Below are 20,871 nucleotides of genomic sequence, written 5' to 3' on the forward strand. Positions count from 1 at the left end.
TTTTTTCGGGCGGATCCGCGCGTTCCCTGCCGAACCGGGCGCTTTCCGGAAGGGCAAGAGGGTGCCGGCAGCGACGGCGCACGTCAAGCGTGCATGCCGTGGCAGGACTTCGCGTCGGGATCGCCCATGCGGGCCGGCTGCTGCCCGTCTGCCTCGCCCTCCCCACCCACGGGGCCAGGGCGGGCAGACAGGCAGCGGACCGGTCAGACGCCGGGCATTGGCCGCAGATTCGGCAGCGCGGCGGGGCTCCCCCAGCCCCATCGCGTTGCCCAACCGAAGAAACGGACACAAGGACACGATGCCTGAAGTCATGTTCGCCGGGCCCGATGGCCGCCTCGAAGGCCGCTATCACCACGCCAAGCGCCCCAATGCCCCCGTGGCACTCCTGCTCCACCCCCACCCGCTGCATGGCGGGACGATGAACAACCGCGTCGTCCACAGCCTCTACGGCAAGTTCCAGGCCATGGGCTTCTCCGTCCTGCGCTTCAACTTCCGTGGCGTCGGCAAGAGCCAGGGCCGCTATGACGGCGGCATCGGTGAGATCAGCGATGCCGCGGCCGCGCTCGATTTCCTCCAGACGGTGAATCCCAACGCCTCGATGCTCTGGGCCGCCGGCTATTCCTTCGGTTCCTATGTCGGCATGCAGCTGCTGATGCGCCGCCCGGAGATGGGCGGCTTCATCTCCATCAGCGCGCCGGCCAGCCACTATGATTTCGGCTTCCTCGCCCCCTGCCCCTGCTCGGGCATGATCCTGCATGGCGAGGAGGATGAGCTGGTGCCGGTCAACACGGTGCAGAAGCTGGTGGACAAGCTGAACACCCAGAAGGGTGTCGCCATCGACTACCGCACCATCCCCGGCGCCGGCCATGTCTTCACGCCGGAGCAGGTCGAGACCATCAGCGGCATGGCCGAGGACCACGTCCTCTCCGTGCTGAACCGCAGCCGGATGGCGCTCGCCGCCGACTGAGGCCCTGGCCCCGAGATATTGCTTGTCACCCTTCCAGCCGGCCCCGCACCCGCGGCGGCCGGCTTTTTCTTGACCGGATCTCCGCCATGACGACCCGCCGCGCCCTCCTCGCCGCCCCCGCTTTGCTCACCCTGCCCGCGCAGGCCCAGGAGTGGCGGCCGGACCGACCGCTCACCATGATCGTCGCCTTCGCGGCCGGCGGCGGCACCGACCTCGCGGCCCGCACCATCGCCCGCTTCATGGAGCGCGACCTCGGGCAATCCGTCGTGGTGATGAACCGCCCGGGCGCCGGCGGGGAGATCGGCTTCACCGAACTCGCGCGTGCGCGGCCCGATGGCCTCACCATCGGCTTCATCAACACGCCGCATATCGTCACCCTGCCGATCGAGCGCCGCACGCGCTTCCGGCTCGAGGATTTCTCGCTGATCGGCAACATCGTGGATGATCCGGGCGGCATCTGGGTCCGCGCCGACTCGCCGATCAACGACTTCGCCGCCCTGCTGGCCGCCGCCCGCGCCCAGCCCGAGACCATCGGCTATGGCACCACCGGCGTCGGCTCGGATGACCACCTGGCCATGCTGGCGCTGGAGCGCAAATCCGGCGCGCGCTTCCTGCACGTGCCCTTCGGCGGCTCCGCCCAGGTGAAGCAGAACCTCATGTCCCGCGCCATTCCGGTGGCGGTGATGAACGTGGCCGAGGGCATCGCCGAAATGCGCCAGGGCGTGCTCAAGCCGCTGGCCCAGATGGGCGCGACCCGCTGGGCCCCGCTCGCCGAGGTGCCGACGCTGAGGGAACTCGGCTTCGACGTGGTGGAGGGCTCGATGCGCGGCATGGCCGCACCCGCCGGCCTGCCGCCCGAGGTGCAGGCGCGCCTGGCCCTCTCCGTCCAGCGCACCGTGGCGGACAGCGATTTCCAGGCGGCCGCCGCGCAGCAGAACCTGCCGCTGCGCTTCCTGGCGCCGCCCGAATACCTGGCCGAGCTCACCGCGCTCCGCCGCAACTACCAGGCGCTCTGGGACCAGCACCCCTGGCGGGAGTGAGGGCGTTCACCGCCGGGTAACCCCACCCGCCTAGCATCGGGCGCCGTGACTTCGACCGGAGCCCGCCCCATGATCCGCCGCGCCCTTGAAGGCCTTTCCATCCGGACCCTGCTGGGCGCGGTGATTGGCCTTCTGGCCCTTCTCACCCTCGGCTTCGCCACCGAACTGAGCTGGCGTGCCTGGAACCGCCACACCGAGGCGGCCCGCATCGTCCAGATGGCCGAGGCGGGGCGGGACCTCTTCCGCGCCGCGGCCGCCATGCGGCTGGAGCGGGGCGAGACATTGACCGCGCTGGCCGGCCCCGCCCCCGACCCGGAGGGCACCCGCATCCGCCCGCGCCGTACCGAGGCGGAAGCGGCGACGACCATCGCCATCGCCGCGCTGCGCGCCTCCGGTCTCGGCCAGGAGGCGGAGCGGCTGGAGCGCAGCCGCGCCTCCGTGCAGGAGCTCCGACAGGCCGTGGACGCCGCGCTCCGCCTGCCGCGCGACCAGCGGCCGCAGGATCTCTCGCGCCGCTGGGCGGAGACGAGCCTCGGTCACGTGAACGGGCTGCTCGCCATCACCCAGGCGGTGGAGGACCTCGCCCTCGGGAAGGATCCCGTCGTGGATCGGTTGATCGGCATCCGCCGCGCCGGCTGGATGGTGCGCAGCGCGGTGGGCGATGTCGCGCTGGCCATGTCCTCCGCCATCAGCGCGGGCCGCGGCTGGACGCCGGAGGAGGCGCGGGCCGCGCTGCGCGCCCAGGGCCAGGTGGATGCCGGCTGGGCCCAGCTTCAGCAGGCCGACACCTTCCTGCCGCCCCCCCTGCGCGAGGCCATGGCCGCCGCGACCCCCATGGTCACCGGCCCGCTCGCCGCCCAGCGCGAGCCCCTCATGCTGGTCCTGCTGCGCGGACAGCGCGCCGAGGTCGAGCAGGCCGCCTTCCGCGACCCGCAGGTGGCCGGGCTGGCCAGCGTGAACACCCTGCCCAACGCCGCCTTCGAGTCCATGGTGACGCATGCCCGCGCGGCCGATGCCCGCGCCGCCTGGGGCCTCTTCGGCGGCCTCGCCCTGCTGGCATTCGCGCTGCTGCTGGCGGCCGGCGGCCTCCTCGCCACACAGCGCCTCGTCCTGCGCCCGCTCGCCCGCGCCACCGCGGCGATGGATCGCCTCGCCGCGCGCGACCTCACCGTCGAGATCCCCGACCGGGAGCGCGCGAACGAGATCGGCGCCATCGCCCGCGCCGTGCAGAACTTCAAGGACGGCCTGATCGAGGGCGAGCGCCTCGCGGCCGAGCAGGCGGCGGCCCAGGCCGCCCGCCTCGCCCGCGCCGAGACGCTGAGCCGTGCCACCGACGGCTTCGAGGCGCGGGTCGGCGAACTGGTCGGCGCCCTCGCCGCCGCCGCGACCGAGCTGGAAGCCAATGCCGCGGCCATGACCGGCACGGCCGAGCAGGGCCAGGCGGAGGCAGGCGCCATCGCCCGCACCGCGGAGGAGAGCCGCGCCAGCATCGAGAGCGTCGCCGCCGGGGCCGAGGAACTGGCGGCCTCCATCGCCGAGATCACGCGGCAGGTCGGCCAGTCGCGCAGCGTGGTGGACGCCGCCGTGGCCGAAAGCCACCGCACCGATGGCGTGGTGCGCGACCTTGCCGCCGGCGCCAGCCGCATCACGGAGGTGGTGACGCTGATCCGCCAGATCGCGGCGCAGACCAACCTGCTCGCGCTGAACGCCACGATCGAGGCCGCCCGCGCGGGCGAAGCCGGCAAGGGCTTCGCCGTCGTCGCCGGCGAGGTGAAGACGCTGGCCGAGCAGACCGCCAAGGCCACCGAGGAGATCGCCTCGCAGATCGGCCAGATCCAGACCGCGACGACCGATGCGGTCTCGGCCATCCGCGGCATCGCCGCCACCGTGGGCGAGGTGAGCGAGATCACCGCCGCCATCGCCGGGTCGGTCGAACGGCAGGAAGGCGCCACGCGCGCCATCAGCGAGCATGTGCAGGGCGTGGCCGAGGCCACCCGGATGGTGACCGACAGCATCGGCAATGTGCACGGCCTGGCCGATGCCACCGGCCGGGCGGCGGGCCAGGTGCACGAGGCGGCGGGCGAGCTTTCGTGCTACGCCGGCTCCACCCAGGCCGAGCTGGGCCGCTTCCTCGCCGAGGTGAAGGCGGCGTAGAGCCTGATCATCCTTGGTGGAATCACCAAGGATGTGAATCAGCCTCGCGGCGCGGCCGCGCTCAGGGGCCGGCCACGCGGACCAGGCATTCGGGCGTGAGCTCGGCCAGCGTGTTCACGCCGAGCAGCGCCATGTTGCGCTCCAGCTCGCCCAGCAGCAGCGCGATGGCACGGTCCACGCCCGGGCGCCCCGCCACGGCCGCCGCATGCAGCATGGGACGGCCGACGAAGACGAAATCCGCGCCCAGCGCCAGCGCCTTCATCACGTCGGTGCCGCGGCGGATGCCGCCATCCAGCATCACCGTGATGTTCGGCGCCGCCGCCTTGATCTCCGGCAGCACGCGCAGCGGGCCGGACGTCCCATCCAGCTGCCGCCCGCCATGGTTGCTGACGATGACGCCATCCGCGCCCTCGGCCGCGGCGCGCGCCGCATCCTCGGGGTGCATCACGCCCTTCACGATCAGCCAGCCCGGCCAGCGCCGGCGGATCAGCGCCAGGTGCTCCCAGTTCAGATGGTCCCGCGCGGTGAAGTCGCGCAGCACATTGCTGGCCAGGATGGGCGCGCCGCGCTCGGCGAAGCTGTTCTCGAAATGCGGCATGCCATGCAGGCGCCACGTCTTGAGGAAGGTGTTGATGGACCACATCGGATGGGTGATGCCGTCCAAGGCGAGGCGCAGCGAAGGCCGCAGCGGCGTGGAGAAGCCGTTGCGGACGTTGTTCTCGCGGTTGGGCAGCACGGCGGTGTCCACGGTCAGCAGCAGCGTGCCGAAGCCCGCCGCCGCCACGCGGTCCACCAGCGCCTCGACGCGCGTGGCATCGCCGGGCAGATAGGCCTGGAACCAGGTGTCCGGGTTGGCCGCGATCACCTCCTCCATACGGATCAGCGAGGAGCCGGAGAGGATCATCGGGATGTTCGCGGCCTTCGCGGCCTCGGTCAGCACGATGTCGCCGCGATAGGCGGCCAGCGCCGAGAGCCCCATGGGCGCGATCCCGAAGGGCGCCGCCCATTCCCGGTTGAAGATGGTGGCCCTGGTGCTGCGCTTCGACACGTCGCGCAGCACGCGCGGCACGAAGCCGTATTCGGTGAAGGCCCTGGCACTGTCGGCCAGCGCCGCGTTGCGCTCGGTGGCGCCCGCCACATAGCCGAAGATCGGGCGTGGCAGATGGCGGCGGGACATGGTCTCGAAGTCATCGAGGCAAAGGGCGCGCTGGGCGATGCGGGTGCTCATGGCGCGAATTTGTAACGCTTCGCGGGTTTTGCGCCAGATGCGCTCCGGCTCCGGGTCACGCGGCCGGGCATGGGACGGCCAGCGTCGCGTCGCGCCGCGCATCCAGGTCGTCCAGGGCGGCGGCATCGCGCAGCGTGTCACGACCCAGCGCATGGGCGAGGCCGGCATGGCGCAGCAGCGCGGCCCGGCGCCCCGCGTCGCGCTCGACCTCGAGCACGGCGGCCAGCACCTCGAGCAGGCGGATCAGCACGGCGGCGGAGCCGGCGGCGTTCAGGCGGATCAGGTGGAACATGGCATCCGTCAGCCCGTCATAATCGGTCACGCGGCGGAACAGGACGATGCGGCCATCCCGGTGGAGGGCCGGCCCGGGAAAGTGGCGGTCCCGGCAGGTGCAGAGCGCGGCGCCCAGGTGATTCAGCACCGCCACCGCGGTGAAGGGGTCGTTGACGCCCGGGGAGAGCCCGCGGATGGCGATCTCGACCAGTTGCCGCACCGCGAATTCCACATCCTGCGCCGCCGCCTGCCTTGGGCCGGTCGTCAGCGCGGCGCGCAGTCGCTCCGCCGCCTCCACGTCGCCCTGCGGCCCCGCCGACATGACCCGGGCGATCGGCACGCCGGGGAAGAGATAGTCGCCGGGCCGCGCGAGAAGCGTGAGGGTCACGCCGGCGCCCGCGGCCCAGTCGGCCAGTCCCTCCTCGTCGAGGCTCCGGAGGTAGCCTGTCGCCTCCAGCGTCACAGGCCGGCCCCCGGCCGGTGGCGCCGCGGCGGCGTCCGCCGGTTCTGCCAGGGTGAGACGCGACATCGCGGCCATGAGATCGTCATGGACGACCGCGATCACCGTCTCGACATTGATGCCGGTCGCGACATGATGGACGAACCAGACCAGCGTGCCCACGCAGAGCAGCGCCAGGATCAGCGCACCGGTGACGCCCAGATGCGGGACGAAGGCCCCCTCCTCCAGCGACCGCACGGTCCGCAGCACGACCAGCGAATAGGCGAAGGTGCCGAGGAAGACGCCCAGCGCCATCTGGTTGCCCGCATCCCGCACGAAGTTGCGCAGCAGGCGCGGCCCCATCTGCGCGGAAGCCAGCGAGAGGGCCGCGATGGTGATGGAGAAGGTCGTTCCCGCAACGCCGATGGTGGAGGCCGCCACCGCCCCCAGCAGGGAGCGCGCGCCCGCCTCACCCCCGGCGTAGAGCCAGGCGTCGGGAATGACGAGGCCGCCCCCGCCCTCGCGTTCCACCCAGACCGAGGTCTCGCCGAGCAGGACGCAGGCCAGGACCAGCAGCGCGGGACGCAGCCAGAAGGCATCGCCCAGCGCCTCCAGCCTCTCCCGGAGATGATGGCTCATTGCGCACCCCGCGGCGGGGTTGGATCCCGGCCGTCCCGCTCGCGGGCCTGGCGCTCTTCGCGGAGGATCGCGAAGGAGAGCCGGCGGCGCTCATAGGCGGTGATGACCTCGATCTGGTTGGTGAAGAGCGCGGCGTTGGGGATGAGGATGCGGCGGTTGTCGTAGGTCCGCAGCACGGTCGCGCGCACCCGGATATCCTCCACCGTCCCCTCGACACCGCCCTGCCGGATCTGGTCGCCGATGCGGAAGGGGCGCGTCAGCAGGATCAGGATTCCGGCGAGGAGATTTTGCAGGACGTCCCGGAAGGCGAAGCCGATGGCGACACCGCCGATGCCCAGGAGGTTGAAGAGATCCGCCGCCGAGACCGAGGGAAAGGCGACCGAGGCGGCGACCAGGAAACCCAGAAAGGCGCAGACGCCACCGGCGATGCGGCCGAGCACCCCCGCGACATCGGCCGAAGCCTGGCGAAGCGCGAGCGCCCTGCCCACACCGACCCGAACCCCGCGCGGGAGCATGTAGCCGAGCCCGAAGACGATCAGCGCGATGATGAGCCGCGGCAGCACCTCAAGCGTCGCGGCCCCCAGTTCACTGAGCCGGCCGGTCGCCTCAGCGAACATCGGGGATGGCCCTGGCACCGCCCGGGACATCGCCGCGCATTGCAGCGGAAGCTGGAGGCGCGATGGCGTCCATGGCCGCGATCTCCTGATCGCCAGGGCATGCGGCATTCGCACCCGGCGCCCTGGCCCGATGGTTCACCGCCCCCGCCGCTAGGGCGAGCGGGACGATTCACGCGGGTCAACGGTGCGGCGGCCATCCGGTTGCCCAGGGGCCGGGGGGCGCGGCAAGGAAGGGGTGACCGGCGCCGGGCCGGTCACCTTCCAGGCGGGTGCTCGGCGATCCAGTGCCGCGCGATGTCGCCCCGCCGGCACACCCAGACCTGCGGCTGCGTCGCCACCCAGTCCAGCAGCTTCGCCAGCCCCGTCGCGCGGCCCGGATGCGCGATGATGCGGTTGTGCAGCCCCACGCTCAGCATCCGCCCGTTGGGCTCCGACAGGAGCAGTTCGACGGCGCCCTTGATGTAGTGAAAAAACTCCTCGCCCGTGGTCAGCGCCGTGCGCTGGAAGCGGACGTCGTTGTGCGCGAGGTTGTAGGGCACGACGAGGCGCGGCGTGCCGCGCAGGTCGCGCCAATAGGGCAGCTCGTCGTCATAGGCATCGCTGTCATAGAGGTAGCCGGCCTCGGCCAGCAGGCGGCGCGTGTTCAGGCTCGGCGCGTAGCGCGTGTACCAGCCGAGCGGCGGCGTGCCGATCATGCGGGTGATGAGGGCGGTGGCGTCCGCGATGCGCTGGCGCTCCTCCGCCTCCTCCATCCCGATATGCATCTCCCAGCGCAGGCCGTGGCCATCCACGTCCCAGCCGGCCTCGCGCATGGCGGCGGCGGCCTGCGGCGTGCGCTCCAGGGCGCGGGCCACGGCGAAGACGGTGCAGGGCAGGCCGCGCTCGGTGAACAGGCGATGCAGCCGCCAGAAGCCGACGCGGCTGCCGTACTGGAACATGCTCTCGGCGGCGAGGTCCCGGCCCTTCACCGGCGCCGTGCTGCCCTCTGTCAGCGCGTTCTCGCTGCGGGGGTCGCCATCCGGGAAGCTCTCCTCCCCGCCCTCCTCATGGTTGATGACGAAGTTGAGCGCCAGCTTCGCGCCATTCGGCCAGCGCGGGTCGGGCGGATTGCGGCCATATCCTTCGAAATCGCGCATCACGCCTCCGATCCCGGCACCACACCCGCCGGCAAGCCCGCCACATACTCGGCCAGTTCGCCCGGCCGCGTCACCCAGAGCTGGTCCCGATGCGCCATCACGTGCCGAAGCGCCTGGCGCAGTGGCCGCAGGCGGTGCGGCTGGCCGAGGATGAAGGGATGCAGCACGATGCTGCACACCAGCGGCCGCTTCTCGGAAAGGCGCAGCATCTCGTCGAACTGGTCCGTGATCATCTCGGCGAATTCGCGCGCGCTGTGCTGGCGGGCGATCAGCGCCGGGCTGTCATTCAGCTCCACCGAATAGGGCACGGAGAGGATGCGCCCGCCGCGCGTCCTCATCCAGAAGGGCTGGTCATCCGCCGGCCAGTCCATGACGTAGGTGAAGCCCGCCTCCTGCAGCAGGTCCGGCGTCACGCCGCTCTGCGCGATATAGGGGCCGAGCCAGCCCTTGGGCGCCACGCCGGCATGGCGCGCCAGCACGTCGCGGCTTTCCTCGATCAGCCGGCGCTCATCCTCCTCCCAGAGGATGTCCTGCCGCTCCGAATTGCTGCGGCCATGGCCGATGAACTCATCTCCCCGCGCCCGCAACGCGGGGCCGATCTCGGGGCAGGCTTCCAGCGCGGCGGAATTGATGTTGTGCGCGGCCGGAATGCCCAGCTCATCCAGCGCATCCAGCATGTTCCACAGGCCCACGCGGTTGCCGTAGTCGCGCCAGGCATAGCTGCGCTGGTTCTGCACCGGCGAGAGGCTCGTGCTGTCCGAACCGAGGCCGGCGCGGAAGGCGAAATGCTCGATGTTGTTCACGACGAGCAGCGCGAGGCGCTTGCCGCCAGGCCAGTCATAGACCGGGCGGGAGGGGATCGCGCTGTGCGCGTAGCGGTTGTGGGCAGGGAGTTTCATGGCGCGGATGCTCGCGCGCCCCGCCCGCCCTTTCAAGCGGGGGTGTTGCCGCCGCGCGCCTCGCCGCCGAACATGCCGGAAGGATCAGGGAGGACGGCATGGATCACGGTTGGGACTGGCTCGGCACCGAGGGCGCGCTCGCGGCCTGGCAGGCGGCTTGCGACATCGACGGCACGCTGCGCCACCGCCTGCCCGGCGCCGAGGGCCGCTTCGCCGTGGTGCAGCCCGGCCGCGCGATCACCCTCGACCTCCGCGACGGCCAGGTGACGCTCAGCGAGGGCGAGGACGCCCCCACCCGCTTCGCGGCCAGCGCCGCAAGCTGGGGCCGCTTCCTGCAGCCCATCCCCGCGCGCCATCACCAGAACCTGCTGGCCATGCGCATGCGCGTGGCGGACTTCTCGGCCGAGGGCGACCAGCTCGCCTGGGCGCAGCATGTGCACCTCATCCGCCGCGTGCTCGACATCGGCCGCTGGCTCGCGCGGGGCGAGCGCGGTCCCGCTCCCGCCTCGCTCCGCCCGCGCCTGGGCACGCCCAAGCCCTGCCCGCCCGCGCAAGGCCGCTACGTCACCGTCCGCGCGCAGGGGCGCGACTACGTCCTCTACGGCGAGAGCAGCGGCACGGGCCGCCCCATCCTCGGCATGCACACGGCGGGCTCGGATTCACGCCAGTTCCACCGGCTGATGAGCGAGCAGCGCCTCGCCGAGGCCGGCTATGCGCTGACCACCTTCGACCTGCCGGGCCATGGCCGCTCGCCCGCCATCGTGGAGCCCGGCGCCTGGCGCCTCACCACCGATCTCTATGCCGAACTCATCCTGGGTTTCCGCGAGGCCTGGGGCTTCACCGGGAACCCCGTGCTGCTCGGCGCCTCCATGTCCGGCGAGATCTGCCTCGAGATCGCACTGCGCGCACCGGAGCGCTTCGCGCATATCGTGGCCTGCGAATCCTCCGAGCATATCGAGGGCCGCCGCACCCCCTTCCCGGACCACCCGCGCGTGAATGCCGCGATCTTCACGCCGGAATGGATCGAGGGCCTCATGGCGCCGCAATCCCCGGCCGAATGCGCCGCCGAGATCTGGTGGCACTACAGCCAGGGCGGCTGCGGCACCTTCCCCGGCGACATCCATTTCTACTCGGGCGACTGGGACGCGCGGGACCGCGTGCACCGGATCGATACGTCGCGCTGCCCGCTCACCATGCTCACCGGCGAATATGATTATTCCTGCACGGCCGAGCACTCGGCCGAGACGGCGGCGAAGATCCAGGGCGCGCGCTTCGCCATGATGCCCGGCATCGGCCATTTTCCCTTCGCCGAGAACCCGGCCCTCTTCACGGACCACCTGCTCGCGGCATTGGGGAACGGGCCTACTCGATCTTGATGCCGGCGGCGCGGATGATCGGCGCCCAGCGGGCATATTCCTCACGCACGAAGAGGTCCGTCGCCGGCGCGTCCATCCAGATGGACTCGCTCCCCAGGTCGCGCAGGCGGGCCTGCATCTGCGGCACCTCCATCACCTCCTTCGAGGCGGCGGACATGCGCGCGATGATGTGCGGGGCCGTGCCGCGCGGTGCGAAAAGCCCGGTCCAGGAGCGCACGGCGTAATCGGGCACGCCGCCCTCGCTCACCGTGGGCAGGTCGGGACGCAGCGCCACGCGCTCGGCCGTGCAGACGGCGATGATGCGGATGCGCCCGGCCTCGGCCGGCGGGATCACGGTGGGCAGGTTCATGAAGCCGAGCTGGATGGTGCCCGCGATCAGGTCGCTCAGCACCGGGCCGCCGCCGCGATAGGGCACATGCGTCATGTCGAGGCCCGTGCGCATCCGGAACAGCTCGCCCGCCAGGTGGTTGGAGGAGCCCACGCCGGAGGAGCCGAAGCTCATGCCCCCCCGCATGCCGCGGATATGCGCGATCAGCTCCGGCACGTTGCGCACCGGCAGCGAGGGATGGACCGCGATCACATTGGGCACGTCCACCCACATCGCCATGCCGTGGAAGGCCTCGCGCACGTCATAGCCGAGTTCGCCCGAGATGAGCGGGTGGAACACATGGTTGGAGGCGGAGGAGACGAAGAGCGTCTGGCCGTCCGGCCTGGCGCGCATCGCCGCCCCCATGCCGACCGAGCCGCCGCCGCCCGGGCGGTTTTCCACCAGGAAGGGCTGGCCCATCCGCCCCTCGAATTGCGGCGAGAAGAGGCGCGCGACCACGTCGTTCGAGCCGCCCGGCGCCCAGGGGACGATCATGGTCACGGGGCGCGTGGGCCAGGCCTCCTGTGCGCGCGCGAATGCGGGGGCGGCGAGAAGCGGGGCGGCGAGAAGGCTGCGGCGGCGCATGGTCTTGGTCCTCCAGTTGCGTCCGCTATAGCATGCCAGGCGGCGTCGGGAATCCGCCGGGCGCGCGGGGCCCCGCACGGCTTCCTGGGCGGGACAAATTGGCGCAAGCCGCGCGGCCGGGTTAAGACGCCACGGAATGGATCGGGATGATGCGATGAGACGGCCCCTTTTCCTGAGCCTGCCCGCCGCCCTGCTGGCCGCCTGCGCCGGCCAGAATGCCGGGATCGAACCCACGGGCGGGGATGCCTTCGTGCTGGCGCGCGCCAATGTCAGCGGCGTGGCCGCGGTGGCGGACGGCCTGGCCCAGGCGCAGAGCTTCTGCGGTGAGCATGGGCGCCTCTTCCTGATGACCAACAGCCAGGTGGGCTCCAGCGACTACCGCCTGGAATTCCGCTGCATCGCGCCGAACAACGTGCCGCCGCTGGCCGCAGCCAGCGCGCCGCCGCCACCACCCCCCGCCCGCACCGCGCGCAACCGCCGGGGCGCAGCGCCGGGCGAGGCCGGCAGCACCGGCTCCGCCCTCGGCTTCGCCGCCGCCCTGCCGCCGATCGACAAGGACAAGCCCGCCGCCGCCTCCTGGCAGGCCGCCGATGCGAACATCCTGCCGCCGACCCCGGTCATGACCACGCGGCCGCTCTTCGCGCCGCCGCCCGGGCAATCCCTGGTGGCCGCGGCGCCGGCCGCGCGCCGCATGCCGGCGCCGGATGATTCGCCGATGGTGCTGCTGCCGCGGCTGGAAAGCGGCGCGGTCGAGCCGCCGGTTGCGCCCCAGGCCGCGCCGGCCGAACCCGCGGCCGCGCCGGGACTGCCCGTCATCACCCGGCAGGAGCTTCCGAGCGGCCCAGCGCCCGTCCAGGCCGCCGCCCCCAGCCCGGCGCTGCCGGTCATCACCGCCAGCCAGCCCCTGCCCGGCTATGGCCTCGTCGTGCCCAGCCCCAACCCGCTGCCCGGCGCGCCCAGTTCGCTGCCGCCCATCGCCGGCCCGGCGCGCACGCCGAGCTTCCCCGCCGGGCCGGCCTCCGGCTTCCCGACGGGGACCACGAGCTTCACGCAAGGCTTCCGCTAAGGGGGGCTTCCGCTGAGCGCCCGCGCGCTCAGTCGTAGACCTGGCTGAGCGTCTCCGCGACGAGGCAGGGGCGGGTGTTCCCCTCCACCTCCATCTCGTTCTCCATCGTCAGCCGCACGCCGCCCGGGATCGGCTCGCAGGCCTTCAGCGTCAGGTGCAGCCGCACGCGCGAGCCGGAGGGCACCATCGCCGTGAAGCGCACCTTGTTGCTGCCGTAGTTCAGCGCCCGCGAGCGATGCTTGATGCGATAGACCAGCGGCGAAAGCCGCGGCAGCAGCGAGAGCGTGAGGAACCCATGCGCGATGGTCTTGCCGCCCGGCAGTTCGCGCGCCGCGCGCTCGGTGTCGATATGGATCCACTGGTGGTCGCCCGTCGCCTCGGCGAAGAGGTCGATGGTGCGCTGGTCCACCGTGTACCACTCGCTGGTGCCGAGCTTCTTGCCGACCCAGTTCGCCATGTCGGCGGGCGTTTCGATTTCGAGCATGCTTGCCTCCCCCATTCCCAAGGATTTGGGTCTGGCGGCAAGCTTGGTCAGGGCGCGCCTACTCGTCCAGCCCCACCAGGGAGCGCGCGAAATCCCGCGCTTCGAAGGGGCGCAGATCGGCCGCCTTCTCGCCCACGCCCACCGCATGCACCGGCAGCGCGAATTCCTGCGCGAGCGCCACCACCACACCGCCCTTGGCCGAGCCGTCGAGCTTGGTGACGACGAGGCCCGTCACATCCACCATCTCCTTGAAGACGCGCACCTGGCTCACCGCGTTCTGGCCGGTGGTGGCATCGAGCACGAGCAGCGTGTCATGCGGGATGGTCGCATCGTCGCGCTTGAGGACGCGCACCACCTTGCGCAGCTCCTCCATCAGCGCCGACTTGTTGTGCAGCCGCCCGGCCGTATCCACCAGCAGCACATCCGCACCCGCCGCGCGCGCATCGCGCAGCGCATCGAAGGCGAGGCCGGCGGCATCGGCGCCGGGCTTGGCGGGCGCCACCACATGCGCGCCCGTACGCTCGCCCCAGATCTGCAATTGCTCGACGGCGGCGGCGCGGAAGGTGTCGCCCGCCACCATCCAGACCTTCAGCCCCTGGGCGCGATACTGCTCGGCCAGCTTGGCGATGGTCGTCGTCTTGCCGGTGCCGTTCACGCCCACCACCAGGACCACATGCGGCCTGTGGCCGCGTGTGACCACCAGCGGCTGCGCGACGGGGGCGAGGATGGTCGCGATCTCCTCGGCGAGTGCGGCCTTCACCTCCTCCGGCGTCACCTCGCGGCCGAAGCGCGTGCGGCGGAAGCTCTCGACGATGCGGCCCGAGGCGCTGACGCCAAGGTCGGCCGCGATCAGCGTCTCCTCCAGTTCCTCGAGTGCGGCGTCATCCAGCTTGCGCTTGGTGAAGACGCTGCCGATGGCATCGGTGAGCTTGGCGGTGGACCGCGCGAGGCCCGCCTTGAGGCGGCCGAAAAAGCCGAGCGTGGGCGCGGGTTCGGGCGCCGGTTCCGGCTCGGGCGCGCGCGCCTCGATGGGCGGCGGGATCTCGGCCGGCGGCAGGCTGGGCGGCGGCGCTTCAGGCGGTGGCGGCTCGCGGACCGGCTCGGGCGCAGCGGGCGGCGTCTCGGGCGGCGTGGGCGGCTGCACCGGCTCGGGCGGCGCGGGCGGCTGCGGCACCCCGCTTTGTTCGGCGGGGGCGGGCGCCTTGCCGGTCAGCTTGCCCCAGAGATCACGCAGCGCCATCAGGCCGCCTCCGCCAGCAGCATGCGGCCATCCTGGCCCGTGACGCGCGCGCGGATCAGGCTGCCGCGCGCGGCGCCTGCCACGCGGATCGGCGCGAAATGCTCCGTATGGCCCATGCCATCGGCCTCCATCAGGCTGTGCTCGATGCGGCCCACCCGGCCCGCGAGGAAGCGCGCGCGCTCCTGCTCGCCCGCCGCGCGCAGCCGCGCCGCGCGTTCGCGCCGCAGCGCCATCGGAATCTGCGGCATGCGCGCGGCGGGCGTGCCGGCGCGGGCCGAATAGGGAAAGACGTGCAGGAAGGCGAGATGCGCCTCCGCCACCAGCTCCAGCATCGCGCACAGCTGCTCCTCCGTCTCGGTCGGGAAGCCGGCGATGAGGTCGGCCCCCAACGCCGCATCCGGACGCAGAGCGCGGGCGCGGGCGGAAAGTTGCAGCAGGTCGGCGCGGCTGTGCCGCCGCTTCATGCGCTTCAGGATCAGGTCATGCCCATGCTGCGCCGAGAGATGCAGATGCGGCATCAGCCGCGCCTCCTCGGCGAAGGCGCGCCAGAACGCCTCATCCAGCGCGGCGGGATCGAGGGAGGAGAGGCGCAGCCGCGGCAATTCCGGCACCTCGCGCAGAATGGCGCGGATCAGCGCGGGCAGTTCGGGGTGGCTCGCGAGGTCCACGCCGGTGAGCACGATCTCCGCATGCCGCTCCGCGAGGCGCCGCGCCGCCGCCACCGCCTCGGCGATGGAGAGTGCCCGCGCGGGCCCGCGGCCCTGCGGGATGATGCAGAAGGTGCAGGCATGGTCGCAGCCCTGCTGCACGGCGAGGAAGCCGCGCGTCCCACCGCCCGCCGCGATGCCCATCGGCGCCGCGCGTTCGATCGCCGCCACCGGCGCGGCCCAGGCCGAGGGGTCGAGCTTCGCGCCATTGCCGATGACGCGGACCACGCCGGGCAGCGAAGCCCAGCGCTCGGGCGCGATCTGCGCGGCGCAGCCCGTCACCAGGATGGGCCGGCCGGGATGCTCCCGCGCCGCGCGGCGGATGGCTTGCCTCGCCTGGGATTCCGCCTCGCCCGTCACGGCGCAGGTGTTGACGATCAGCGCATCGGCATAGCCGGCCCGCGCGGCGAGACCGCGCATGGTCTCGCTCTCGGCCAGGTTCAGCCGGCAGCCGAAGGTGAGCGCTTCAGCCGCTTTGGCCGGCTGATCCACGCTTCCGCGCGCTTCGGCGCTCCAGCGATCAGACGGCAAGGGTGAGCTCACCCTTGAAGGAGGTGGCGACGGGGCCGCTCATCAGCACATGGCCATCCTCGCGCTGCTCGATGATGAGGTCGCCGCCCGGCAGCGTCACCGTGCAGCGCGCATCCACCAGCCCGCGCCGCCGCGCATTCACCAGCGCGGCACAGGCGCCCGAGCCGCAGGCCAGCGTATAGCCCGCGCCCCGCTCCCAGACGACGAGCCGGAGGTGATGCCGCGCCAGCACCTGCACGAAGCCGATATTGGCGCGCTCGGGCAGCAGCGGGTGGTGTTCCAGCTCCGGCCCGATGCGGAACACATCCAGCGCATCGAGGTCGGGCACGAAGAAATTCGCATGCGGATTGCCCATGGAGCAGCAGGCGGCATCGCTCACGCCATCGGCTTCCATCGGCACATGCAGCGTGTCCATCTCGCGTGCCAGCGGCACATCGGCCCAGCCCAGGCGCGGCGGGCCCATGTCCACGCGCACCGTGCCGTCGGCCAGGCGTTCCGCCCCCAGCAGCCCGGCGATGGTGCGGATGGCGATGCGCTCGCGCCCCGTCTCCGCCAGCACCAGCGAGGCCGCGCAGCGCGTGCCATTGCCGCAGGCGCCGGCCTCGGTGCCGTCGGAATTGTGGAAGCGGAAGAAGACATCCGCATCGCCACTTGCGGGCTCCAGCGTGATCAGCTGGTCGAAGCCCACGCCGCGATGCCGGTCCCCCACCCAGCGGATGGTCTCGGGCGGCAGGGCACGCGCTTCCTGACGCCCGTCGAGGACGACGAAGTCATTGCCCAGGCCATGCATCTTGAGGAAGGGGACTTGCATGGAAGGCATATAGAGTCTGATCGTCCCGGGTGAAATCACCCGGGACGCGAATCAGCCTCTCGGCGAAGTCCGGATCGTGACCAACCGCGGTTGGTCACGATCCGCAACATGCTAAAGACTTGGCGCGAAGGGGTGGGGGGGCCTATGTCCTGGCCGCATGACCGCCTCCCCCCTTCCCCGCCTGGCCGCCCTGCTGGCGCTGGGCGCACTCACCGCCTGCGGCAGCAGCTACTCGGCCAATGAGTATGCGGCGCGCGCCGTACAGCAGGCCAATCCCGTGCAGCAGGGCACGGTCGTCGGCTCACGCCGCGTCGCCATCGCGGCGGGCGGGGAGACCGGGGCCACCGCCGGCGCGGCGGCGGGCGGCGCCATCGGCGGCGCGGCGGCAGCGGGCAATTCGGTCAGCACGGCGCTGGGCGCCGTCGGCGGCGCGCTGCTGGGCAGCCTGGTTGGCACTGCGGCCGAGCGCACCACCGCCAACACCGATGCCGTGGAGTACATCATCCGCAAGAACAGCGACGGCGAACTCATCTCCGTCACGCAGCGCGACCCCGTGCCCATCCCGCTCGGCACGGCCGTGCTGGTGATCGCGGGCAACCAGGCGCGCGTGGTGCCGGACTATATCGCGAGCCAGGCCGAGCCGCCGGCGCGCGCGGGCCAGCGCCGGCCCGCCAGCCCCCGCGCGCCGGATGCGCCCATGACGCCGATCGGCGGGCAGGGGCCGAGCCCGCAACCGGCCACGCCGCCCCCCGCGCCGGTGGCCGAGCCCCTGCCTCCAGCCGTGCCCGCCCTGGCACCGGCACCGGATCCCGCGCCCGTCGCCACGCCCGCTGTTGCGGCGCCGTCAGACGCGACGCCAGGTCCGGCGACGCAACTCCTGCCGAACATCGCCGGGCCGGCCGTCAGGCGGCCTGAATGATGCTTTTGCCGCGGCGGGCTTCCGCTCCGGCGCTCCCCGGGGCAACCGCAGCCTTGCCGGACAGGGCGGTGCGCAGCCAGTCGCGCAGGCGGCGGATGGCCCGCTGGTCGAAGCTCTGGGGCCGAGTGGTGAACCAGTAGCTCCACGCCGTTCGCGTACCGAAGCGCCGCGGATGCACCAGCGCGAGCCGACCGGACGCGATGTGCTCCGCGACGAGCATCTCCGGCGCATAGGTGAAGCCGTGGCCCGCCTCCGCCGCACGTAGCGCGGCATCCAGGCTGTCGAATACGGCTTCGGCCCGGGGCGGAGGGGGCTGCCCCAGCCGTGCCAGAACCTCCGTCCAGAATTTCGGGCGCATGCTCAGGCCCAGCAGCGGCCCCGCGGCAATCTCTTCCGGCGCCAGGCCGGGCCCGTCCGCCAGCCGGGCCGGCGCACCCAGCAGCACCACGGGCGAACTGGCGAGACGCTCACTCACCAGCGGCGAAGCGGGGCGGGGACCGAGGCGGATCGCCACGTCGCACTCGCCGGCGGCGATATCCGCCAGGCGCGTGCTGGCTTCAATGCGGAGCGTGATTCCTTCCGCCTCCAGGGCCTTCGCCGCCGGCATCAGCCAGCGCACCGCGAAATCCGGCGCGGCCGAGACCACTAGCGGCCCGCGCGGGGCCTGGGCGCTGGCGTAGGCGGCGGCAATAACGGCGAAGCCCCGCCCCAGCCCCGCGCCCAACTCCGCCCCGGCCGGCGTCACGACGACCTTGCGGTGCTGGCGCAGGAAAAGCGTCGTGCCCAGGCTCGCTTCGAGTTGGCGGATATGATGGCTGACGGCCGAGGGCGTCAGCCCCACTTCCGCCGCCGCGTCGCGAAAGCTGCCGAGCCGGGACGCCGCCTCGAAGGCCCGCAGCGCGGCGAGCGGCAGATTGGCGAGTTTGACATGAGCCTCATTCATCTCAACGGCAATCTATTCGTTTGTCGGCTGGGCGCCCAGCCGTCTGAATGACGCGATGAGCACCGTCCCGATCTTCGAGGCCCTGGAACCAGGGATCTGGCGCGCCACTCCCCTCGCCCGCGGCCCCTTCGCCGGGGTGCATGGCGGCAGCGTCGCCGGGCTGATGGCGGCCGCCATCGAGGCCTCCGCCGGCGCCGCATCCGGAGCACGCGCCCTCTCTTTCCGCGCGGACTTCCTGCGGCCCACGCCCATTGGCGTGCCGCTCCTGGTCACCGTCACGCCCGTGCAGGCCGGGCGACGGCTGTCGCTGCTGGATGCCACGGTGACGGCCGAGGGCCGGCTCACCGCGCGATGCAGCATGACGCTGGCCACGGAGATGGAGGTGACCGCCCTCGCCGAGGATTTCTGCACCGAGACGCCGCCCCCGGCGCCCGATCCGGAGAGCCTGCCGCTCCGCCCGGGGACGGCGGCCCATGGCGGCCCCTGGATCATGGATGTGCTGCAAGGCCGGCGCGCGCCAGATGGCGCGGTCTGGTTCCGCTGGTCCGTGCCCTTGCTGCCGGGCGGCGTCTCGCCCTTCGTCGCGGCGCTGGGGCCGGCGGATTTCGCCCATGGCCTGGCCCGGCCCGGACAGCCCGGCCCTTCGCCTGTGCCGGCCTTTCCGAATGCCGACCTCTCCGTCCAGTTCGACCGCGCCCCGCGCGGGGACTGGATCGGCGTGCGACCCTTCACCCGCTGGCGGCGCCAGGGGCTTGGCATCGGCTATGGCGATCTGCTGGACCTCGACGGCGCCTTCGGCCGCGTTGGCATGGGCGTGGTTCTTGTGCCGGCATGAGCGCCCGGTCTTCGCCCGGTTTCTTCTCGCCGGTTCTCCTGATGAATGCGGCGCTGGTGCTGAACGTCATCGGCTTTGCCAATTACGCTGCGGTGCTGCCGGCCCTGATGGCCGGCACGGGCTTCTCGGAAGCCGAGGCCGGGGTGGCGGGCGGCGCCTTCTTCCTGGCCTATGCCATCGGCTCGCCCATCTTCGCCGCCCTGACCGACAGTCGCCGGCCGCGACAACTCTACATGCTGGGCGGCATGCTCGGGATTGCGGGCGGGCTGCTCTTTCCCTTCCTGGATGCGGGCTATCCGGCGCTGGTCCTGTCGCGTGCGCTTTCGGGCCTGGGAATGGCGGGCATCTACATGCCGGGGCTGCGCCTGCTGCTCGAGACACTGCCGCCGGAGCAGCAATCCCGTGGATCGAGCGTGCATGTCTCCACCTTGACCCTGGGCCTCTCGGCCTCCTTCGCCGTCTCGGGCGCGCTGCAATGGGCGCTGGGCTGGCAGGCGGCCTTTCTCGGCGCGGCCGTGGCGGCGGGGCTCGCCATGCTGGTGGTCGGCATGGGCATGCCCTCGCCGCGCCCCGCCCGTTCCGAAGGCGCACTGCTGGCGCGGCTGGGGAAGGTGTACCGGACCCGCGGCGTCGTGCTGGTCCTCGCCTCCGTCGCGGGAAACTCCTGGGAAGGGATGGCGTTCCGCACCTGGTGGGTCGCGTTGCTGGGCTTTGCGGTGCTGCAGCCCGGGAATGAAGGCCTGACATGGCTGAACCTGGCACTCGCGACGGCCTTCACCGGATTGCTGGCCATGCCCTTGAGCACCTGGGTGGCGCGGCGCGCGGAAGCGGGGCGGCGGCATCGGGTGATCGCCATCGCAGCCGGGCTCTCCGTGGTGATCGGCATGGGGCTGGCCGTGCTGCTCACGGCGCCGTTCTGGATGGTCTTCGCGCTGAGCGTGCTCTATGCCTGCTTCATCTTCTCGGATGCCGGTTCGCTGCCGCCGGCGTTGCTCGCGCGCGTCAGCCCGGCCGAGCGGGGGGCGGCACTGGCGCTGCTGGCCGCCTCCGCCAATCTGGCCGCCTGCCTGGCCATCATCGCCTGTGGCGTGGTGCTGCAATTGCTGGGCGGAGCCAGCTCGCTGATCGCCTGGCGGATCACGCTGGGGGTGATGGCGGCGGGCTCTCTGGTCACCGCATGTTGCATGCTGGCGCTGGATCGCGGCGCCCCAGAGGTTCGGGGCCAAAGCTCCTGACGACGATCCCGCCCCGCCCCCTGGACTTCCAACCCCGGCCCCGCTAAAGACCCGCCTCCCTTGCCGCGGCCGTTGGACAGCCCGGCGAGCGGGAATGCTTGCCTCCCTCGCATGGTGCGAGAGCCAGGGGCAGCCCAACCCACCGACAGGAGGGCCCGAATGTCCAAGATGAAGACGACCTCGAGCGCGAAGAAGCGCTTCAAGATCACGGCCACCGGCAAGGTCATGGCCGGCCCCGGCAAGAAGCGCCACTGCCTTTCCGCCCGCAGCCAGAAGGCCAAGCGGCAGAACCGCGGCTCCCAGGTTCTCGAACCGCAGGATGCCAAGACGGTGATGACCTGGCTGCCCTACGGGCTGCCCCGGTAAAGCGCGGAAAGGAG

20 protein-coding genes are annotated in these 20,871 nt (G+C 72.0%); 9 read left to right on the forward strand and 11 right to left on the reverse strand.

The genetic code is table 11. From position 1 onward, the window contains the following. The first annotated feature begins 298 nt into the window (after positions 1 to 298). The 3 genes from ACQ860_RS10435 (at position 299) to ACQ860_RS10445 (ending at position 4,161) form a co-directional block, all read left to right on the forward strand. Positions 299 to 967, forward strand: a complete 669-nt coding sequence (locus ACQ860_RS10435) for an alpha/beta hydrolase (RefSeq protein WP_431303313.1) — start codon at positions 299 to 301, stop codon at positions 965 to 967. An 86-nt stretch (positions 968 to 1,053) separates the two neighbouring features. Further along, positions 1,054 to 2,007 carry a tripartite tricarboxylate transporter substrate binding protein gene (locus ACQ860_RS10440; RefSeq protein ID WP_431303314.1) on the forward strand — a complete coding sequence of 318 codons (954 nt, stop codon included), beginning with the start codon at positions 1,054 to 1,056 and terminating at the stop codon, positions 2,005 to 2,007. A gap of 69 nt (positions 2,008 to 2,076) precedes the next feature. Beyond that, on the forward strand, positions 2,077 to 4,161 hold the full coding sequence (locus ACQ860_RS10445) for a methyl-accepting chemotaxis protein (RefSeq protein ID WP_431303315.1): 2,085 nt from the start codon (positions 2,077 to 2,079) through the stop codon (positions 4,159 to 4,161). A 61-nt stretch (positions 4,162 to 4,222) separates the two neighbouring features. Here ACQ860_RS10445 and ACQ860_RS10450 read toward each other — a convergent pair whose 3' ends face one another. The 5 genes from ACQ860_RS10450 to ACQ860_RS10470 all read right to left on the reverse strand — a co-directional run bounded on the left by ACQ860_RS10450 (position 4,223) and on the right by ACQ860_RS10470 (position 9,392). Next, positions 4,223 to 5,389 carry an alpha-hydroxy acid oxidase gene (locus ACQ860_RS10450; RefSeq protein WP_431303316.1) on the reverse strand — a complete coding sequence of 389 codons (1,167 nt, stop codon included), beginning with the start codon at positions 5,387 to 5,389 and terminating at the stop codon, positions 4,223 to 4,225. A 55-nt stretch (positions 5,390 to 5,444) separates the two neighbouring features. Beyond that, a complete protein-coding gene (locus ACQ860_RS10455; protein ID WP_431303317.1) occupies positions 5,445 to 6,740 on the reverse strand; it encodes a DUF2254 domain-containing protein in 1,296 nt (431 codons plus the stop codon). Then, positions 6,737 to 7,357 carry a mechanosensitive ion channel family protein gene (locus ACQ860_RS10460; protein WP_431303318.1) on the reverse strand — a complete coding sequence of 207 codons (621 nt, stop codon included), beginning with the start codon at positions 7,355 to 7,357 and terminating at the stop codon, positions 6,737 to 6,739. The genes ACQ860_RS10455 and ACQ860_RS10460 overlap by 4 nt, the downstream gene beginning before the upstream one ends. A 254-nt stretch (positions 7,358 to 7,611) precedes the next feature. Then, positions 7,612 to 8,493: a polysaccharide deacetylase family protein gene (locus tag ACQ860_RS10465; protein ID WP_431303319.1), complete on the reverse strand. Its 882-nt coding sequence runs from the start codon at positions 8,491 to 8,493 to the stop codon at positions 7,612 to 7,614. After that, positions 8,493 to 9,392: a polysaccharide deacetylase family protein gene (locus tag ACQ860_RS10470; RefSeq protein ID WP_431303320.1), complete on the reverse strand. Its 900-nt coding sequence runs from the start codon at positions 9,390 to 9,392 to the stop codon at positions 8,493 to 8,495. Before ACQ860_RS10470 ends, ACQ860_RS10465 begins: the two co-directional genes overlap by 1 nt. A 98-nt stretch (positions 9,393 to 9,490) precedes the next feature. Between ACQ860_RS10470 and ACQ860_RS10475 the strand changes: the two genes are divergently transcribed. Further along, positions 9,491 to 10,768, forward strand: a complete 1,278-nt coding sequence (locus ACQ860_RS10475) for an alpha/beta fold hydrolase (protein WP_431303321.1) — start codon at positions 9,491 to 9,493, stop codon at positions 10,766 to 10,768. Here ACQ860_RS10475 and ACQ860_RS10480 read toward each other — a convergent pair. After that, positions 10,755 to 11,720 (reverse strand): Bug family tripartite tricarboxylate transporter substrate binding protein, encoded by a 966-nt coding sequence (locus ACQ860_RS10480; RefSeq protein WP_431303322.1) that lies wholly within the window; start codon positions 11,718 to 11,720, stop codon positions 10,755 to 10,757. The genes ACQ860_RS10475 and ACQ860_RS10480 overlap by 14 nt on opposite strands. A 154-nt stretch (positions 11,721 to 11,874) precedes the next feature. Here ACQ860_RS10480 and ACQ860_RS10485 point away from each other — a divergent pair, with 154 nt between their 5' ends. Beyond that, the gene (locus tag ACQ860_RS10485) at positions 11,875 to 12,786 is read left to right on the forward strand and encodes a hypothetical protein (protein WP_431303323.1); all 912 of its coding nucleotides are present in this window, start codon (positions 11,875 to 11,877) and stop codon (positions 12,784 to 12,786) included. A 28-nt stretch (positions 12,787 to 12,814) separates the two neighbouring features. Here the strand turns inward: ACQ860_RS10485 and ACQ860_RS10490 are convergent, their stop codons facing one another. The 4 genes from ACQ860_RS10490 to dapF form a co-directional block, all read right to left on the reverse strand. Next, on the reverse strand, positions 12,815 to 13,270 hold the full coding sequence (locus ACQ860_RS10490) for a MaoC family dehydratase (protein ID WP_431303324.1): 456 nt from the start codon (positions 13,268 to 13,270) through the stop codon (positions 12,815 to 12,817). A 58-nt stretch (positions 13,271 to 13,328) separates the two neighbouring features. Next, positions 13,329 to 14,300 (reverse strand): signal recognition particle-docking protein FtsY, encoded by a 972-nt coding sequence (gene ftsY / locus ACQ860_RS10495; RefSeq protein ID WP_431305746.1) that lies wholly within the window; start codon positions 14,298 to 14,300, stop codon positions 13,329 to 13,331. 209 nt (positions 14,301 to 14,509) lie between these two features. After that, complete coding sequence (locus ACQ860_RS10500; protein ID WP_431303325.1) at positions 14,510 to 15,709, reverse strand: MiaB/RimO family radical SAM methylthiotransferase; 1,200 nt, start codon at positions 15,707 to 15,709, stop codon at positions 14,510 to 14,512. Between the two features lie 28 nt (positions 15,710 to 15,737). Further along, positions 15,738 to 16,559 carry a diaminopimelate epimerase gene (gene dapF, locus ACQ860_RS10505; protein WP_431303326.1) on the reverse strand — a complete coding sequence of 274 codons (822 nt, stop codon included), beginning with the start codon at positions 16,557 to 16,559 and terminating at the stop codon, positions 15,738 to 15,740. 157 nt (positions 16,560 to 16,716) lie between these two features. On the opposite strand from dapF, the gene ACQ860_RS10510 reads away from it, so the two are divergent. Next, a complete protein-coding gene (locus ACQ860_RS10510) occupies positions 16,717 to 17,478 on the forward strand; it encodes a hypothetical protein (protein WP_431303327.1) in 762 nt (253 codons plus the stop codon). Here ACQ860_RS10510 and ACQ860_RS10515 read toward each other — a convergent pair. Beyond that, complete coding sequence (locus ACQ860_RS10515) at positions 17,462 to 18,421, reverse strand: LysR family transcriptional regulator (protein WP_431303328.1); 960 nt, start codon at positions 18,419 to 18,421, stop codon at positions 17,462 to 17,464. The genes ACQ860_RS10510 and ACQ860_RS10515 overlap by 17 nt on opposite strands. 55 nt (positions 18,422 to 18,476) lie before the next feature. Between ACQ860_RS10515 and ACQ860_RS10520 the strand changes: the two genes are divergently transcribed. From ACQ860_RS10520 to rpmI, 3 genes are all read left to right on the forward strand, one after another. After that, the gene (locus tag ACQ860_RS10520; RefSeq protein ID WP_431303329.1) at positions 18,477 to 19,256 is read left to right on the forward strand and encodes an acyl-CoA thioesterase domain-containing protein; all 780 of its coding nucleotides are present in this window, start codon (positions 18,477 to 18,479) and stop codon (positions 19,254 to 19,256) included. Beyond that, a complete protein-coding gene (locus tag ACQ860_RS10525; protein WP_431303330.1) occupies positions 19,253 to 20,491 on the forward strand; it encodes an MFS transporter in 1,239 nt (412 codons plus the stop codon). Before ACQ860_RS10520 ends, ACQ860_RS10525 begins: the two co-directional genes overlap by 4 nt. 159 nt (positions 20,492 to 20,650) lie before the next feature. Further along, positions 20,651 to 20,857 (forward strand): 50S ribosomal protein L35, encoded by a 207-nt coding sequence (rpmI, locus tag ACQ860_RS10530; RefSeq protein WP_213615555.1) that lies wholly within the window; start codon positions 20,651 to 20,653, stop codon positions 20,855 to 20,857. The last annotated feature ends 14 nt before the right edge of the window (positions 20,858 to 20,871 follow it).

Source organism: Sediminicoccus sp. BL-A-41-H5 (assembly GCF_050632405.1).
Classification (GTDB): Bacteria; Pseudomonadota; Alphaproteobacteria; order Acetobacterales; family Acetobacteraceae; genus Roseococcus.